The 15,437-nt window shown below is 66.1% G+C and carries 11 protein-coding genes and 1 pseudogene; 7 read left to right on the top strand and 5 right to left on the bottom strand.

All coding sequences use genetic code 11. The features are described 5' to 3' along the window. The first annotated feature begins 6 nt into the window (after nt 1-6). The 6 genes from AC1DUN_RS14190 to AC1DUN_RS14165 all read left to right on the top strand — a co-directional run bounded on the left by AC1DUN_RS14190 (nt 7) and on the right by AC1DUN_RS14165 (nt 5,723). Nucleotides 7-1,101 carry a cell division protein ZipA C-terminal FtsZ-binding domain-containing protein gene (locus tag AC1DUN_RS14190; RefSeq protein WP_477714500.1) on the top strand — a complete coding sequence of 365 codons (1,095 nt, stop codon included), beginning with the start codon at nt 7-9 and terminating at the stop codon, nt 1,099-1,101. A gap of 124 nt (nt 1,102-1,225) precedes the next feature. Continuing rightward, the gene (ligA, locus tag AC1DUN_RS14185; protein WP_477714499.1) at nt 1,226-3,304 is read left to right on the top strand and encodes an NAD-dependent DNA ligase LigA; all 2,079 of its coding nucleotides are present in this window, start codon (nt 1,226-1,228) and stop codon (nt 3,302-3,304) included. A 25-nt stretch (nt 3,305-3,329) separates the two neighbouring features. Continuing rightward, entirely contained in the window at nt 3,330-4,046 is a 717-nt protein-coding gene (locus AC1DUN_RS14180) for an MgtC/SapB family protein (protein WP_477714498.1), read from the top strand. 107 nt (nt 4,047-4,153) lie between these two features. Next, nucleotides 4,154-4,348 carry a hypothetical protein gene (locus AC1DUN_RS14175; protein ID WP_477714497.1) on the top strand — a complete coding sequence of 65 codons (195 nt, stop codon included), beginning with the start codon at nt 4,154-4,156 and terminating at the stop codon, nt 4,346-4,348. Between the two features lie 33 nt (nt 4,349-4,381). Continuing rightward, nucleotides 4,382-4,921 (top strand): peptide deformylase, encoded by a 540-nt coding sequence (def, locus tag AC1DUN_RS14170; RefSeq protein ID WP_477714496.1) that lies wholly within the window; start codon nt 4,382-4,384, stop codon nt 4,919-4,921. 88 nt (nt 4,922-5,009) lie between these two features. Beyond that, nucleotides 5,010-5,723 (top strand): class I SAM-dependent methyltransferase, encoded by a 714-nt coding sequence (locus AC1DUN_RS14165; protein WP_477663096.1) that lies wholly within the window; start codon nt 5,010-5,012, stop codon nt 5,721-5,723. Nucleotides 5,724-5,736: 13 nt separating this feature from the next. Here AC1DUN_RS14165 and AC1DUN_RS14160 read toward each other — a convergent pair whose 3' ends face one another. Both AC1DUN_RS14160 and map read right to left on the bottom strand, forming a co-directional pair. Continuing rightward, a complete protein-coding gene (locus AC1DUN_RS14160; RefSeq protein ID WP_477714495.1) occupies nt 5,737-8,328 on the bottom strand; it encodes a [protein-PII] uridylyltransferase in 2,592 nt (863 codons plus the stop codon). Between the two features lie 62 nt (nt 8,329-8,390). Beyond that, the gene (gene map / locus AC1DUN_RS14155; RefSeq protein WP_477663097.1) at nt 8,391-9,233 is read right to left on the bottom strand and encodes a type I methionyl aminopeptidase; all 843 of its coding nucleotides are present in this window, start codon (nt 9,231-9,233) and stop codon (nt 8,391-8,393) included. Between the two features lie 260 nt (nt 9,234-9,493). Here map and purL point away from each other — a divergent pair, with 260 nt between their 5' ends. Next, nucleotides 9,494-13,501 (top strand): phosphoribosylformylglycinamidine synthase, encoded by a 4,008-nt coding sequence (gene purL / locus AC1DUN_RS14150; protein WP_477714494.1) that lies wholly within the window; start codon nt 9,494-9,496, stop codon nt 13,499-13,501. 33 nt (nt 13,502-13,534) lie between these two features. Here the strand turns inward: purL and AC1DUN_RS14145 are convergent, their stop codons facing one another. From AC1DUN_RS14145 to AC1DUN_RS14135, 3 genes and pseudogenes are all read right to left on the bottom strand, one after another. Next, nucleotides 13,535-13,948, bottom strand: a complete 414-nt coding sequence (locus AC1DUN_RS14145) for a CBS domain-containing protein (protein WP_477714493.1) — start codon at nt 13,946-13,948, stop codon at nt 13,535-13,537. A 148-nt stretch (nt 13,949-14,096) separates the two neighbouring features. Then, nucleotides 14,097-14,846: an ABC transporter substrate-binding protein gene (locus AC1DUN_RS14140; protein WP_477714679.1), complete on the bottom strand. Its 750-nt coding sequence runs from the start codon at nt 14,844-14,846 to the stop codon at nt 14,097-14,099. Nucleotides 14,847-14,981: 135 nt separating this feature from the next. Further along, nucleotides 14,982-15,203, bottom strand: a pseudogene (locus tag AC1DUN_RS14135) (hypothetical protein); the annotation flags it as partial. Nucleotides 15,204-15,437 lie beyond the last annotated feature (234 nt).

Genomic DNA, 15,437 nt, shown 5'->3' with positions numbered 1-15,437 from the left:
CCCCGTATGAGCTCCCTGCAGATCAGTCTGGCGGTGGTGGGCGGCCTGGTGCTGGCCGGTGTCGTGGCCCACAGCGCCTGGTCCTCGCGCCGCAACCTGCCCAAGCGCGCCACGCCCGAGGCCGCGCCTGTGCCGGAAACCGCCGCCGCGGCGGATCAGCAGCTGCCAACAGCAGCAGGCGAGGGCGAGGGCGAGACCGAGCGGCTGGAGCCCAGCTTTGACGCCGACTCGGGCCTGGCCTCGCTGAACGCGCTGACCCGGCTCACCACGCCAGAGCGCAAGCCCGGCCTGGACATCCTGATCGACGCCATGGCGGCCGTCGCCCTGGACAATGTGGTTTCGGGCGAGGCCGCGCTGGCCGCCATGCCCAGCACGCGCCGCGCCGGCAGCAAGCCTTTCGGCGTCGAGGGCCTCAGCGTGATCACCGGCGAATGGGAGTTCCCGACGGCCGGCCACCGCTACAGCGCTTTCCAGTGCGGCGTGCAACTGGCCAACCGCACCGGTGCGCTCAACCAGATCGAATACTCCGAATTTGTCATGAAGGCCCAGGCCTTCGCCGACGCCGTGGGCGGCGAGCCCGAGTTCCCCGAAATGCTGGACGAGGTCGCCCGCGCCCGCGAACTCGACCAGTTCGCCAGCGCCCACGACGCGCAGCTGAGCTTCACCTTGCGTGCCGTCAACACCGCCTGGAGCCCCGGCTATGTGCAGCAAAGCGCGGCACGCCTGGGTTTTGTTCCCGGCTCCATTCCCGGCCGCATGGTGCTGCCGGCCAGCCAGCCGGGCCACGCGCCCATCCTGGGCCTGGCCTTCGACACCCAGGCCGCCATGGCCGAAGATCCCGAGCAGACCGCCTTGCGCGAACTCACGCTGTCGCTGGACGTGCCGCAGGTGCTGCGTTCCGAGCAGCCTTTTGCGCGCATGTGCGAGGCCGCGCTGTCCCTGGCCGCCAATATGGACGGCGTGATCATCGACGACAACGGCAACCTGATCCGGCCCGAGGCCATGGAAGTCATACACGCCGACCTCGAGCAGCTCTACGACACGCTGGACAGCCGCGATCTGTCGGCCGGCTCGGTGCTGGGGCGCCGGCTTTTTTCCTGAAAAAATATGGCTCCCCCCCGTAGCGGCCTTCGGCCGCTTCCCCCCTGCAGGGGGCGCCGCTTGCGGCCCGGCAAAGCCGGTTCCACGGCGGCCTGGCGAAGAACTTTTGTTTGGAATTGACGAGATGGATGAGCACGATCTCTTTGGCGATACGGCCCGAGATACAAAACGAATAGAAGCCTTGCGCGCTGAGCTGCACCAGCACGCGCACCGCTACTACGTGCTCGACGAACCGACGATTCCCGATGCCGAATACGACAAACTCTTCAGGGAACTGCAGGAGCTCGAAGCCGCCCATCCCGAACTGCTGACGCCGGACTCGCCGACCCAGCGCGTGGGCGGCAAGCCGCTGGACCAGTTCGCCAGCGTGCGCCACAAGGTGCCCATGCTCAGCATACGCACCGAGACCGACACCGAAGCCACGGGCGCGCAGAACTTCGACACCCGCGTGCGCAAGGAGCTGGGCCTGGGCGAGTCCGAACCGCCGGTCGAGTACGTGGCCGAGCTCAAGTTCGACGGCCTGGCCATGAGCTTGCGTTATGAGAACGGCGTCCTCATGCAAGCCGCCACGCGCGGCGACGGTGAGGTCGGCGAGGACGTCACGCAGAACATCCGCACCATCAACCAGATTCCGCTTCGTTTGCCGGCCGACGCGCCGCCCGTGATGGAAGTGCGCGGCGAGGTCTATATGCGCCGCGCGGATTTTGAAGCGCTCAATGAAAAGCAGCGCGAGAAGATCGCGCAAGGCGCCAAGGGCGAAAAAACCTTTGTCAATCCGCGCAATGCGGCGGCCGGCGGCGTGCGCCAGCTGGACCCGGCCATGGCCGCGCAGCGGCGCCTGAGCTTTTTTGCCTACGGCCTGGGCGAGGTCACGCCGGCGGAAGAGGGCGGCCCGGCCTTCGAGAGCCATTTCCAGATGCTGCTCACGCTCAAGTCCTGGGGCTTTCCGGTGGCGTCGCAGACGCAGCTCGCGCAGGGCTCGTCCGAACTGATCGCCTTTCACGAAGCCATGGGCCGGCAGCGCGACAGCCTGCCTTACGACATCGACGGCGTGGTCTACAAGGTCAACAGCCTGGCGCTGCAAAAAAAGATGGGCTTTGTCACGCGCGAACCGCGCTGGGCCGTGGCGCACAAATACCCGGCCCAGGAGCAGCTCACCACCGTGCAGGCCATCGAGGTCCAGGTGGGGCGCACCGGCAAGCTCACGCCGGTGGCCAAGCTGGCGCCGGTGTTTGTGGGCGGCGTCACCGTGACCAATGCCACGCTGCACAACGAGGACGAGGCGCGCCGCAAGGACGTGCGCGTGGGCGACACCGTGATCGTGCGGCGCGCGGGCGACGTGATCCCCGAAGTTGTCAGCGTGCTGCTCGACAAACGCGTGCAGGATGCGCCGCAATTCAGCATGCCGCGCAAATGCCCGGTCTGCGGCTCGGACGCCGTGCGCGAAGAAGGCGAGGCCGACTACCGCTGCACCGGCGGCCTGTTCTGCGGCGCCCAGCGCAAGGAAGCCATCCTGCATTACGCGCACCGGCGCGCCGTCGAGGTCGAAGGCCTGGGCGACAAGCTGGTCGAGCAACTGGTGGATGCCAACATCATCCGCACCTTGCCCGACCTTTACAAGCTGGGCCTCACGGCGCTGGCCGGCCTGGACCGCATGGCTGAAAAATCGGCCAACAACCTGCTGGAAGCGCTCGAAAAATCCAAGCAGACGACCTTGCCGCGTTTCCTCTTCGGCCTGGGTATACGCCATGTCGGCGAAGCCACGGCCAAGGAACTGGCACGCCACTTCGGCAAGCTCGACACCATCATGGACGCGACCGAGGAGCAGTTGCTGGAAGTCAGCGACGTGGGCCCCATCGTCGCGCAAAGCATTCGCACTTTCTTCGAGCAGCCGCACAACCGCGAAGTGGTGGAACAGCTGCGCGCCTGCGGCGTGCACTGGGAAGAAGGCGAGCCCGCCGCCCGCGCGCCGCAGCCGCTGTCGGGCAAGACCTTTGTCATCACCGGCACCTTGCCCACCCTGAGCCGCGACGAGGCCAAGGACAAGGTCGAGGCCGCCGGCGGCAAGGTCGCCGGCTCGGTCAGCAAAAAGACCGATTTTGTGGTGGCGGGCGAGGAGGCCGGCAGCAAGCTGGCCAAGGCGCTGACGCTGGGTGTGCCGGTGATTGACGAAGCAGCTTTGCTGGCCATGCTGGCCGAGTGACGATTTAAGGTGCAAAAGCAATCCCATGCAGGCGCTTGAAACCATCAATACCCCTGACCTGCTGGACTCGGTCGTCAGCCTGTCCTCCGCCTTCATCTTTGGCGCCCTGATTGGCTTTGAGCGCCAGTACCGCCAGCGCACCGCGGGCTTGCGCACCAATGTGCTGGTGGCCGTGGGTGCGGCGATTTTTGTCGACATGGCGAACCGGCTCTCGGGCTCGTCGGGCGCGGTGCATGTGGTGGCCTATGTGGTGTCGGGCATAGGTTTTCTGGGCGCCGGCGTGATCATGCGCGAGGAGGGCAATGTGCGCGGCCTCAACACGGCGGCCACGCTGTGGTGCTCGGGCGCGGTGGGCGCCTGCGCCGGCGCGGACCTCATCGTGCAGGCCGGCATCGCCACGCTGTTTGTGCTGGCGGCCAATACGCTGCTGCGGCCCATCGTGAACCAGATCAACCGCCTGCCGCTGGACGTGCAGTCGGCCGAGGTGACCAACACGGTCTATGTGGTGACGGATGGATCGCACCAGAAAGAGGTGCTGGCCGTCCTGGAAAAATCCCTCGAAGCGCTGCATTACCCGACCAACGACCTGGAGGTTTATGCCTTTGGCGAGGAGGGCGTGAAGATCCAGGCCACGCTGGTGGCCATCGCGGTGGACGGCGCCGCCATGGACCGCCTGGTCCAGCAGCTCGGCGAGCTGCCCATGGTGAGCCAGGCCTACTGGAGCGCCAGCACCACGGAGTAGCCGCGCGCAGGAGCGGCCTTACATGGCGTTACCGGGGTTTGCACGCCGGACGTCAGGCCGGCTGCCCCCGCCAGGCGTTGAAAAGACCTGTACACAGGAGCTTTTCCATGAATAACAAACGTTTACCCGCCTTGCTGGCCGTCGCCGGCCTGGCCGCCTTGCTGTCCGGTTGCGTGGTGGCGCCTGTCGGCCCTCCGGTGGCGGTTTACCCGTCGCGTCCCGTTTATGTCGAACCTGCGCCCGTCGTGGTGGTGCCGGCACCTGGCTACTATCGCGGCTGGGGCTACAGGCACTGGCGTTAAGCCAAAAAAGCTTCGCGCCGCCATAATTGGCGCATGACCATTCGCGAAATCCTCAAGATGGGCGATCCCCGGCTGCTGCGGATTGCCCAGCCCGTCACCGCCTTCGACACCGATGAGCTGCACCAGCTGGTCTCGGACATGTTCGACACCATGCGCGCCGTCAACGGCGCGGGCCTGGCGGCGCCGCAGATCGGCGTGGACTTGCAGCTGGTGATTTTCGGCACCGACGCGGTGAACCCGCGCTATCCCGACGCACCGCTGGTGCCGCGCACGGTGCTGCTCAACCCTGTGATCAAGCCCCTGGGCCCCGAGGAGGAAGAGGGCTGGGAAGGCTGCCTCTCGGTGCCCGGGCTGCGCGGCGTGGTGCCGCGGTTCTCGCGCATCCACTATGCCGGTTTTGACCAGTACGGCGACGCGATAGAGCGCATGGTGGAGGGCTTTCATGCGCGTGTGGTGCAGCATGAATGCGACCACCTGATAGGCACGCTCTACCCCATGCGCATCCGCGACTTCAGCCGCTTCGGTTTTACCGAGGTGCTGTTTCCCGGGCTCGATGCCTCCGACGACGATTGAGCGCTGACAAGGGCCAGGGGTACACTGGCCCCGGTTGAGGGCTATTTCGCCCCGTTTGAGCGTGTTGTACGCAAGGAAAGTTTTCCGCATGCCGCACGCTCCCGTCCCGGGCCCGGTTCCCGCTGCCGGAACCGCCCCTGCAGCACCCTACCTGCTCAAGTATGAAACCGTGTGCGGTAGCGGCGAAGACCTGCAGCTGCGCTCCCTGCTGGACCGGCAGCAATTCCACGATCCCCTGGGCGAGGCCGAGCGCGAAGGCATTTCTTCCTCGGCCTGGCCGCTGTTCGGCCTGCTCTGGCCCTCGGGCCGGGTGCTGGCCCATGCCATGCTGAGCTTCGAGCTGGATGGCAAGCGCATCCTGGAGCTGGGCTGCGGCCTGGCGCTGGCCAGCCTGGTGGTGCACAGGCGCGGCGGCAACATCACCGCCAGCGACTGCCATCCGCTGGCGGCGGAGTTCCTGCTGGAGAACCTCAAGCTCAACCAGCTGCCGGCGATGAAGTACCAGGCCGGCAACTGGTCGCGCGCCAACCCGCTGCTGGAGCGCTTTGACCTGATCATAGGCAGCGACGTGCTTTACGACCGCGGCCAGCCCGAGGCCTTGTCGCAGTTCATCGAGCTGCACACCTACGCGGATGCCGAAGTGCTGATTGTCGACCCGGACCGCGGAAACCGGGCGAGTTTTAATCGAAAAATGGATGTATTGGGCTATTCACGCACTGAGACGCGAGTGTCCGAACTGCCGGGGAACGGCGGCGTTTACAAGGGCCGGCTTTTGCAATACCTGCGCAAATCAGCCGCCTGAACTCAGCGCCGGCTCAGGTATTGAGCGCTTCGAGCAGCTCGGTCTCGATCGCGATCTGCGCCTTGTTGTGCTGCAGCTCGGGCCCGTCGATCAAAAACGTGTCTTCCACGCGCTCGCCCAGGGTGCTGACCTTGGCCAGCTGCAGGTTGATGCGGTGGCGCGCCAGCACCCGCGCGATGCGGTACAGCAGCCCGACGCGGTCGCTGGCCGAGACGCTGAGCAGCCAGCGCTGGGCTTTTTCGTCGGGCCGCAGGTCCACGCGCGGCGCGATCGGGAAGCTCTTGACGCGGCGCGACACGCGGCCCTTGCCGGGCGGGGGCAGGGGGCCGGGCTCCTCGATGGTGCGGTCCAGGTCGGCCTCCACCATGGCCGCGAGTTCGCGGTAGTGGTCGGCTAGCGTCGGGCTGACGACCTGGAAGGTGTCCAGCGCATAGCCGTTCTGGGCGGTGTGGATCTTGGCATCCAGGATGCTGAAGCCGGCTTCGTCAAAGTAGCCGCAGATGCGCGCGAACAGGTCGGGCGCATCCGGCGTGTAAACCAGCACCTGCATGCCTTCGCCGGCCAGGGAGCGGCGCGCGCGCACCACCGCCTTGGCCTTGCCGACGTGGCGCGAGAGCTGGCGCGCGTGCCAGGCGATGTCGGAGGCCTCGTGGCGCATGAAGTAGCTGACGTCCAGCGTGTCCCACAGCGCCTTGTGTGCTTCAAAGGGTTCGGCATGCAGGGCCAGGATGGTCAGGGCCTCGCGCTTGCGGGCCTCCACCTCGGCGTCCGCATCGGGCGCGCGGCCGCCCAGCACGCGCAGGGTGTAGCGGTACAGGTCTTCCAGCAGCTTGCCCTTCCAGGCGTTCCAGACCTTGGGGCTGGTGCCGCGTATATCGGCCACCGTCAGCAGGTAGAGCGCCGTCAGGTAGCGCTCGTTGCCCACGCGCTTGGCGAAGGCCGCGATGACTTCCGGGTCGCTCAAGTCTTCCTTCTGAGCGATGCGGCTCATGCTCAGGTGCTCGCCGACCAGGAATTCGATGAGTTTTGCGTCCTCGGTCGCGATGCCGTGCTGGCGGCAGAAAATGTGCACCTCCTTGCAGCCCAGCTCGGAATGGTCGCCGCCGCGGCCCTTGGCGATGTCATGGAACAGCGCGGCGATGTACAGGATCCAGGGTTTGTCCCAGCCGGCCGCCAGCTGCGAGCACATGGGGTATTCGTGCGAGTGCTCGGCCATGAAGAAGCGCCGCACATTGCGCAGCACCATCAGGATGTGCTGGTCCACCGTGTAGACATGGAACAGGTCGTGCTGCATCTGCCCGACGATCTTGCGGAAGATCCAGAGGTAGCGGCCCAGCACCGAGGTCTGGTTCATCAGCCGCATGGCATGGGTGATGCCCTCGGGCTGCTGCAGGATGCGCAGAAAGGTCGCACGGTTGACCGGGTCCCTGCGGAAGCTGGCGTTCATCAGGCCGCGGGCGTTGTAGAGCGCGCGCAGGGTGCGCGCCGACAGGCCCTTGATGCCCACCGTGGTTTCGTAGAGCAAAAAGGTCTCGAGGATGGCGTGCGGCTCGCGCGCGTACAGGTCGTCGCTGGCCACCTCCAGCATGCCGGCCTTGTCGCAAAAGCGCTCGTTGATGGGCCGCAGCGGGTAGGTGTTGGGGTTCAGCCGCTCCTCGATGTTGAGCAGCAGGATCTGGTTGAGCTGGGTCACGGCCTTGGCCGCCCAGTAGTAGCGCTTCATCAGCGCCTCGCTGGCGCGGCGCGGCAGCTTGCTGCCGTCGTCGGCCTCGGCCGAATAACCGAAGGATTCGGCCACGGCGGTCTGCAGGTCGAACACCAGGCGGTCTTCGCGGCGCCCGGCGATCAGGTGCAGGCGCGCGCGTATCAGGCTCAGCAGGGCCTCGTTGGCCTTGATCTGCCGTACCTCAAAGGCCGTGGCCAGGCCCTTGCGCGCCAGGTCGTCCCAGGACTTGCCCAGGCCGGCGGCGCGCGCCACCCAGAGGATCACCTGCAGGTCGCGCAGGCCGCCCGGCGACTCCTTGCAGTTGGGCTCCAGCGAGTAGGGCGTGTTCTCGAACTTGTTGTGGCGCTGGCGCAGCTCCAGCGTCTTGGCCACGTAAAAGGCCTGCGGGTCCAGCACGGCGGCCAGGCGTTTTTGCAGCTGCTGGAAGTTCTTTTTGGCGCCGGCGACCAGGCGAGCCTCCAGCAGCGAGGTCTGCACCGTGACGTCCTTGGAGGCTTCTTCCACGCAATCGGACGCCGTGCGCACGCTGGAGCCGATTTCCAGGCCCACGTCCCAGCAGGCGCCTATGAAGCGCTCGACCTTGGCCTTCAGCGCCGGGTCGGCATCAACGTCGGTGTGGTCCGGCAGCAGCAGCAGCACGTCCACGTCCGAGTGGGGAAACAGCTCGCCGCGGCCATAACCGCCCGCAGCGACCAGGCAGGCCGCGGCCGGAAAACCGGCGCCTTCCCAGAGCGCCTGCAGCGTGGCGTCGGTGTGGCGGGCGAATTTTTGCAGCAGGCCGTGGATGCCGCGCGAGGACGCGCCGCTGGCGGCCAGCGAGGCCAGCAAGGCGGCCTTGCCGGTTTTGTACTGCTCGCGCAGCTGGGGCAGGCCGGTCATTGCCGTAGAGGCCGTGTCAGGGGACGCGCGCGGCACGGGCATGGGGGCCTTAGGGGCGCCGCTCAGGCGCTGACCGTGGCCTGGACCGGGCTTTGCTGCGGCACAAAGGCCGGAATCGCCGGGCTGCCGGCCGACAGGGTCAGCACCTCGTAGCCGGTGTCGGTCACCAGGATGGTGTGCTCCCACTGGGCCGACAGCGAATGGTCGCGCGTCACGATGCTCCAGCCGTCTTTTTCGGGGCCGTCCTTGATGTCGCGCTTGCCGGCGTTGATCATGGGCTCTATGGTGAAGGTCATGCCGGGAACCAGCTCTTCGAGCGTGCCGGGGCGGCCGTAGTGCAGCACCTGGGGTTCTTCATGGAAGTTTTTGCCTATGCCGTGGCCGCAGAACTCGCGCACCACCGAAAAGCCCTGTTTTTCGGCAAAGGTCTGGATCGCAAAGCCGATGTCGCCCAGCCGCACGCCGGGTTTGACCCGCATGATGCCCTGCCACATGGCTTCGTAGGTGATATTGCACAGCCGCTTGGCGGCGATCGAGGCCTCGCCGACCAGGTACATGCGGCTGTTGTCGCCGTGCCAGCCGTCCTTGGTGATGACGGTCACGTCGATATTGACGATGTCGCCCTTTTTGAGCGGTTTGTCGTTGGGGATGCCGTGGCAGACCTGGTGGTTGACCGAGGTGCACAGCGATTTGGGGTAGGGCACATAGCCGGGAGGGCCGTAGCCCAGGGTCGCGGGAATGGTGCCCTGGACCTGGGTCATGTAGTCATGGGCCAGCCGGTCGATTTCATTGGTGGTCACGCCCGGTTTCACGAAGGGGGCCAGGTAGTCCAGTACCTCGGAAGCCAGCCTGCCGGCCAGGCGCATGCCTTCGATCCCGGCCGCATCTTTGTAAGTAATACTCATGGCCCTGATTATCCCACCGCTCTCCGGGGCATGCATTTTCAGCATGAGACCGAGGGCTTTTGCTTTTTTGGCCTGAATGAATCGCAAAAGTGCCCATGCTCGGCGTCCGCCGGGCCCGGCAAACGCCCAGTCGCTGATAAAATTACGGGTTAACGCGAACCCCGCAAAGGCCGGCCACAAACAGGGCAACAGGCGCTTGCAGGCGGTGTTAAATCCTCAGCCATGAGCTGCCCACTTCCCACTACAAGGCCACCGCTACCGTGACCCTGCACCTGACGACTTTTGAGGGCGAACCCCACGGGATCAGCGCCCTCAGCGACTTCCGCGTCCAGCAACTCCTTCCCCGCCTGCAAGCCATCCACGACAAGATCGCCGGCATCAGCGCCCGTTTTGTGCACCTGGTGGCGACCGAATCGCCGCCTTCAGAGGCCGCCAAAGCCCAGCTCGCGGCGCTACTCAGCTACGGCGAGCCCTGCGCGCCGTCCGCCGGCAAGGAGGGCGATGCCCTGGTCTTTATCGTCTCGCCGCGTTTCGGCACCGTCTCGCCCTGGGCTTCCAAGGCCACGGACATCGCCCACAACTGCGGCCTGGCCGTCAAGCGCGTGGAGCGCATCACCGAATACCGCGTCACGCTGAAAAGCGGCTTCTTCAGCAAGACCGCCCTGGGCGCCGCCCAGCGCGAGCAGGTCGCCGGCCTGCTGCATGACCGCATGACCGAAAGCGTGATGTTCGACCGCTCGGAGGCCGCGGGCCTGTTCACCGAGCTGCAGGGCGCACCGCTGCAGACCATAGACGTGCTGGCCGGCGGCAAGGCCGCGCTCGAAAAAGCCAATGCCGAGTTCGGCCTGGCGCTGGCCGCCGACGAAATCGACTACCTGGTCAATGCCTTCACGCAATTGAAGCGCAACCCGACCGACGTCGAACTCATGATGTTCGCCCAGGCCAACAGCGAGCACTGCCGCCACAAGATCTTCAACGCCGATTTCACGATCGACGGCGTGCCGCAGGAAAAAAGCCTGTTCGGCATGATCCGCAACACCGAAAAGCTGCACCCCCAGCACACGGTGGTGGCTTATTCGGACAACGCCTCCGTCATGGAAGGCTACAAAAGCCAGCGTTTTTACGCCAAACCGGACGCCACCGGCCGCCAGACCTACAGCGCCACCGAGGGCGTGCAGATGCACGTGCTCATGAAGGTCGAGACGCACAACCACCCCACGGCGATTTCGCCGTTCCCGGGCGCTTCCACCGGCGCGGGCGGCGAGATCCGCGACGAGGGCGCGACCGGCCGCGGTTCCAAGCCCAAGGCGGGTTTGACGGGCTTTACGGTCTCCAGGCTGTTTGACGGCGACTACGGCAAGCCCGAACACATCGCCAGCCCGCTGCAGATCATGACCGAGGGCCCGCTGGGCGGCGCGGCCTTTAACAACGAATTCGGCCGGCCCAACCTGGCCGGTTATTTCCGCGAATACGAGCAGACCGTGGCCGGCCAGCGCTGGGGTTACCACAAGCCCATCATGATCGCGGGCGGTGTCGGCACGATTGACGCGGCCTTGACCAAAAAAATCCTGTTCCCGGCCGGCACGCTGCTGATACAGCTGGGCGGCCCCGGCATGCGCATCGGCATGGGCGGCAGCGCCGCCAGCTCCATGGCCTCGGGCGCCAACGCGGCCCAGCTCGATTTCGACTCGGTGCAGCGCGGCAACCCCGAAATCGAACGCCGGGCCCAGGAAGTCATCAACCAGTGTGCCCAGCTGGGCGCGGCCAACCCCATCCTGGCCATCCACGACGTGGGCGCCGGCGGCCTGTCCAACGCCTTCCCCGAACTCGTCAACGACGCCGGCCGCGGCGCGAAGTTCGACCTGCGCGCCGTGCCGCTTGAGGAAAGCGGCCTCTCGCCCAAGGAAATCTGGAGCAACGAAAGCCAGGAACGCTATGTGATGGCGGTCGCGCCCGAGTCGCTGCCGCAGTTCCAGGCTTTCTGCGAACGCGAGCGCTGCCCGTTCGCCGTGATCGGTGTCGCCACCGAAGACAAGCAACTGGTGCTGTCCGACAAGGACGCAGCGGCTCCCGTGGATATGCCCATGAATGTGCTGCTGGGCAAGCCGCCCAAGATGCACCGCGACGTGAAAACCGTCCGCCATGCCGTCAAGCCCATCGACCTGACCGGCGTGGACCTGCAAAAAAGCGCGATTGCCGTGCTGAGCCACCCCACGGTCGCTTCCAAGCGCTTTTTGATCACCATAGGCGACCGCACCGTAAGCGGCCTCACGCACCGCGACCAGATGGTCGGCCCCTGGCAGGTGCCGGTGGCCGATTGCGCCGTCACGCTGGCCGACTACAGCGGTTTTGCCGGCGAGGCCATGAGCATGGGCGAACGCACGCCGCTGGCCACCGTCAACGCGGCCGCCTCCGGCCGCATGGCGGTTGCCGAGGCCATCACCAATTTGCTGGCCGCGCCTATCGAGTTGCCGCGTGTCAAGCTCTCGGCCAACTGGATGGCCGCCTGCGGCGAGCCCGGCCAGGATGCCGCACTGTACGAAACCGTCAAGGCCGTGGGCATGGAACTGTGCCCGGCGCTGGGCGTGTCGATTCCCGTCGGCAAGGATTCCCTGTCCATGCGCACCGTGTGGAGCGAAGGCGACGCCGGCAAAAAGGTCACCTCACCGGTTTCCTTGATCGTGAGCGCCTTTGCCACGCTGCCTGACGTGCGCGGCACGCTGACGCCGCAGCTGAACCGTGACGAGGCCGACAGCACGCTGATCCTGGTCGACCTGGGCAAGGGTAAAAACCGCATGGGCGGCTCCATCCTGGCGCAGACGCTGGACAAGGAAGAGGGCGAGGTGCCCGACCTTGACGATCCCCAGGACCTGGTCAAGCTGGTCAACGCCATCAATGCGCTGCGCAAAGAGGGCAAGCTCATGGCCTACCACGACCGCAGCGACGGCGGCCTGTTCGCCGCGGTCTGCGAGATGGGTTTTGCCGGCAATGTGGGCGTGTCGCTCAACATCGACATGCTGCTGGTCGAAGGTGACGGCATTTCCGATAGCCGAATGGACACCGGCGACAGCAAGAACTGGGCAAGCCAGGTCGGCGCGCGCCGCGAAGAGCTCACGCTCAAGGCGCTGTTCAACGAAGAACTGGGCGCCGTCATCCAGGTGGCCACTTCAGAGCGCAACGAGGTCATGCAGACCCTGCGCGAACACGGCCTGTCCAAATTCAGCCATTTCGTCGGCAAGACCCGGCCCCAGCAGGCTTCGCTCGAGGTCGGCAAGGGCGAGATCCAGGTCTGGCGCGACACCAAGGCCGTGTTCTCGGCCAGGCTGCAAGACCTGCACCAGGTCTGGGATTCGGTCAGCTGGAAGATCTGCCAGCAGCGCGACAACCCCGACTGCGCCAACACCGAACACGCTTCCGCCGGCCATCCCGCCGACCCGGGCCTGCACGTTCAATTGACTTTCGACCCGGCGAAAGCGCCGGCGGCCCCGGCGCTCAACCTGTCGGCACGGCCGCGCGTGGCGGTGCTGCGCGAGCAGGGCGTCAACTCGCACATGGAAATGGCTTACGTCTTCACCGAGGCTGGCTTTGAAGCCTGCGACGTGCACATGACCGACCTGCAGAGCGGCCGCGCCAAACTCGCTGACTTCAAGGGCATCGTCGCCTGCGGCGGTTTCAGCTACGGCGACACCCTGGGCGCCGGCGTGGGCTGGGCGCGCTCCGTCACCTTCAACCCGGCGCTGTCCGACGAGTTCAAGGCCTTCTTCGCGCGCCAGGACACCTTCGGCCTGGGCGTGTGCAACGGCTGCCAGATGTTCGCCGAGCTTGCCGACATCATTCCGGGCGCCGAGGCCTGGCCGCGCTTCACCACCAACCGCAGCGAGCGCTTCGAGGCGCGCCTGAGCATGGTCGAGGTGCTGGAGTCCCCCAGCATCTTCCTGCGGGGCATGGCCGGCAGCCGCCTGCCGATTGCGGTCGCGCACGGCGAGGGTTATGCCAATTTCGCCTTCCGGGGCGACGCCTCCAAGGCGATTGCCGCGATGCGTTTTACCGACAACCACGGCCAGCCCACGGAAGCCTACCCGGCCAATCCCAACGGCAGCGCCGGCGGCCTGACGGGTGTGACCACGGCCGACGGCCGCTTCACGGCCATGATGCCGCACCCCGAGCGTGTGTTTCGCAACATCCAGAAAAGCTGGACCTCAGGCAGCCCCAGCGAGCGCAGCCCGTGGATGAGCTTGTGGCACAACGCGCGCAAATGGGTGGGATAGCAGGACGCTAGGGCGCGGGCCCTGGCGTCTCGCTCAGGCCGAGATGCCGGCCAAGGCCTTGGCCGCGGGTTGCAACTCGGCCTTGTTCATCGCAAGATCGCCAAGGGCCACGATACCGACCAGGCGCTTGTCGTGATTGACGATGGGCAGCCTGCGCACCTGGTGCTTGGTCATGATCTTCACGGCATTCTCGACCGTGTCGTCGTCGTAAGCCCAAAGAATGCCTTCCGACATGACCTCGCGCACGCGGGTATCCGCCCCTTTGCCGTCGGCAACGGCGCGCATGACGATGTCGCGGTCGGAGATGGCGCCTGTCAGCCGGTCGTTCTCGCCCACCGGCAGCAAACCGAAATCACCCGCGCGCATACGCTGGGCGGCTTCGGCGATGCTCGCGTCGGGGCTGATGACATCGACCTGCCGTGTCATGACTTCCTTGATGGTGTACATGAAAATCTCCTTCAAGTGCTTACCTTGTTGATGGGGCCAGCTGCTGCCGGCCCCGTAAGCACCACCTTAACCCCACCCATTTGAGCGGCCGTAGTCTTGCCTATTGCCTGGGCGTAGGCCCATGCTGACAGGGCTGTGGACTCGCGCCTTAAGGCTTCACGGGCGGCGCGACGGCCGCGCCCTCAATGCCATGGCGCGACAGCGCCGCGGCCACAAAACCCGAAGCCTTCATCTCCTCGACAAAAGCCGCCAGGTAGCGCGCGCCGGCTTCACGCCCCTTGGGCAGGCCCATGGCCTGGTTGATCACCATAAAGCGTCCCGGCAGCAGGCGCAGGCCGGCCAGGCGCCTGGCGTCGGCTTCGAGCTGCTGCTTGACGCCGGCCGCCACCTCCAGGTTTTGCGCGACCATCACGTCGGTGACCACCGGTGAGGTCGGGGCCTTCACCAGCCTGGCGGCCTTGAGCTCACGGCTCAGGTAAAGGTCGTAGGCGCTGCCGTTGCCGACCACGACGCGGTGGGCTGCCTGGTCCACCTCTTCATTGCGGCGTATCGGCGAGTCGTTTCGCACCAGGTAGGCGCCTTCGATGATGACGTAAGGCGGTGTCTGCAGCATGTCGGCGCCGCGCACCGGGTCTATCGCGACAAAAGCGATGTCGACCTGCGCATCCCTGACCGCTTCGACCACCTTGCCGGCCGATGTGAAGGTCACCAGTTCAACCGGTACGCCCAGCCGCCTGCCGAGCTCGTTGGATAAATCCACCGAGACGCCGCGCGGCTCGCCGCTGGCGGCATCTTTCACTGCCAGGATGGGGTTGCCGAAATTGATGGCGGCCTTGAGTTTGCTGGAGGGTGCCAGTTCGGCCACGGGCGCCCGTGGTGCGAAGGCGCAGCCCAGCAGCGCGAAAGCGGCCAGCGCCAGCACGGCCAGCGCGGCAAACCACCACCACAAGCTGTTCGAGTTGCGCACCTCGCCCGGGGACAGTCCCTCGCTCGTGCCCGGTCCCGCGTCCAGCCCGATGCCTCCGGCCTCCACTGCATCCTTGGCTTCCTTGAGCCCCATGCCGGTCAGGCCCCGCAAGCGCCGTACCGCTTCTATCTTGTTGCCCTGGTCCAGCGCCTCCTGCACCTGCGCGGGAAGGGGCGCGCCGGCGGGCAGGGCTTTGGGCGCAAAGCCGCCGGCCGGTGCTTCGCCGCGCAGATAGGCTTCCAGCGCGTCCTTGGTTTCCTTCAGGCCCAGGCCGGTGCCGGCGCGCATCAGCTGGATGGCTTCGACCAGGTTGCCGCGCTGCAAGGCGTCCTGCACGGGCTGGGGAAGGCTGGGGGCAGGGTTGCTACTGTGAGAGGAGGAAGGAGGACTGGAGTCATTCATATGCGCCTCGACGGAGGGATGAAAGATGAAGAAAAAGCAAGGCGCTTGGACATCGGGCCTGCGCAAGAAGGTGAGCCATTGGAACGGCCCGCGCCACCTTCGTCAATCGGCAGTTCACCC

It is taken from the genome of Polaromonas sp. P4_F6 (assembly GCF_056401275.1).
Note: the sequence above shows the minus strand (reverse complement) of the source record. Positions and strands in the feature narration are given on the sequence as shown.